A 1,964-nucleotide genomic window follows, 5' to 3' on the forward strand; every position below is an offset into this window, starting at 1 on the left:
GTGGAGCCGGTCGATATCGTGGCCCGCCACCAGGATGCGCCCCCGGGAGGGGCGCTCCAGGCGCATGATCAGCCGCAGCAGCGAGCTCTTGCCGGCCCCGGAGTGGCCGGTGAGGAACACCATCTCGCCGCGGCGCACGCGGAAGTCGAGGTTGGCGAGCGCCTCGAAGCGCCCGCCATAGCGTTTGCCCACGTGCTCGAAGACGATCATCGGGCGGCGTCGTTTCCGTCGCGGTCGAAGAGGGCGTCAACGAATTCGCGGGCCGCGAAGGGCCGCAGGTCGTCCAGTGACTCGCCGACCCCGATGAAGCGGATCGGCGTGCCGAGCTGCTTGGCCAGGGCGAAGATGATGCCGCCCTTGGCGGTGCCATCGAGCTTGGTCAGGGTCACCCCGGTGATCGGCACCGCCTCGTTGAAGGTGCTGGCCTGGGAGAGCGCGTTCTGGCCGGTGCCGGCGTCGAGCACCAGCATCACCTCGTGGGGCGCGGCGGCGTCCACCTTGGCCATCACCCGGTGGACCTTCTTGAGCTCCTCCATGAGGTGGGCCTTGTTGTGCAGGCGCCCGGCGGTGTCGGCGATCAGCACGTCGACCCCGCGGGCCTTGGCGGCGGCCACGGCGTCGAAGATCACCGAAGCGCTGTCGGCCCCGGTGTGCTGGGCGATCACCGGCACCTTGTTACGCTCGCCCCACACCTTGAGCTGCTCCACCGCGGCGGCGCGGAAGGTATCGCCGGCGGCCAGCATCACGCTGCGCCCCTCGCGCTGGAAACGCTGGGTGAGCTTGCCGATGGTAGTGGTCTTGCCGACGCCGTTGACGCCCACCACCAGGATCACGAAGGGACCCTCGCCCTTTGGCGGCAGGGCCAGCGGCGCGCTCACCGGCTCGAGCATATGGGCCAGCTCCTCCTGCAGGGCGCGGTAGAGCGCCTCGCTGTCCTGGAGCTCCTTGCGCGACACCCGGTCGGTGAGGCGGTCGATGATCTCGGTGGTGGCCTCGATGCCCACGTCCGCGAGCAGCAACTGGGTCTCGAGGTCCTCCATCAGGTCGTCGTCGATCTGCTTCTTGCCGAGGAACAGGTCCGCCAGGCCATCGGTGAGGTTGGCGCGGGTCTTGCCGAGGCCCGCCTTGATGCGGGAGAACCAGCCCGACTTCTCACCGGCCTGGGGCTTCTCCTGCAGGGCGGCGCGGGCCGGCTCGGGCTCGGGCTCGGGCTCGGGCTCGGGCTCGGGCTCGGGCTCGGGCTCGGGCTCGGGCTCGGGCTCGGGCTCGGGCTCGGGCTCGGGCTCGGGCTCGGGAGCAGGCTGCGCCACCGCCTCCTCGGGCGCAACGGCGGCCGCCTCCGCCGGCTCGACCGGTTCAGAGGCCTGCCGAGGCTCGGCGTCCTCGCGCTCCTCGACGGTGGGCGCCGGTTCGGCCTCGGTGCGCGCCCGGGGCGCTTCCTCGGCGGGGGCTTCCTCGGTGGGCGCTTCCTCGGCGGCGGGCTCGAGCCGCTCGGGCTCGGATCGGGCTTCGGTCTCTTCCGCGCCCTCGCCTTCCCCGGACGCCTCGGCGTCCTGCGCCTGCCGCTCCTGCTCCTCCCGGGTCGCCTCGTGTTCCTGCTGCTTCTTCTTGCGCTTGAAAAAACCGAACATGGACAGAATCAGCCTCGCGGATGAACGAATCGCCACATCCTACCACCGCCCACCATGACTGTGGATAAGCCCCCGGATACAATCCCTCCATGACACGACGCCCATCACGCCCGCGCCGCTCGGGCAGGCCCACCGGCGGCCAGCCAGGCGGCAAGAGTACTGGCCATAGAAGCGCCGGCCGCCTGAGAATCATCGGCGGCGACTACCGCCGCCGCCTGCTGCCGGTGCTCGATAGCCCCGGCCTGCGCCCCACCCCGGACCGGGTCCGCGAGACCCTGTTCAACTGGCTCGCCGCCGCCCTGCCCGGCGCCCGGGTGCTGGACCTCTTCGCCG

General features: G+C 71.3%; 3 protein-coding genes. 1 reads left to right on the top strand and 2 read right to left on the bottom strand.

The genetic code is table 11. From position 1 onward, the window contains the following. Both J5F18_RS19685 and ftsY read right to left on the bottom strand, forming a co-directional pair. Positions 1-210 (bottom strand): ATP-binding cassette domain-containing protein (locus J5F18_RS19685; RefSeq protein WP_346300200.1); only part of this gene is annotated, 210 nt, incomplete at its 3' end. Next, entirely contained in the window at positions 207-1,631 is a 1,425-nt protein-coding gene (gene ftsY, locus J5F18_RS19690) for a signal recognition particle-docking protein FtsY (protein ID WP_346300201.1), read from the bottom strand. The genes J5F18_RS19685 and ftsY, both read right to left, overlap by 4 nt. 89 nt (positions 1,632-1,720) lie before the next feature. Between ftsY and J5F18_RS19695 the strand changes: the two genes are divergently transcribed. Continuing rightward, positions 1,721-1,964: RsmD family RNA methyltransferase (locus J5F18_RS19695; protein WP_346300202.1), on the top strand; the 244-nt coding region annotated here is incomplete at its 3' end.

This window comes from Halomonas sp. BM-2019 (assembly GCF_017584085.1).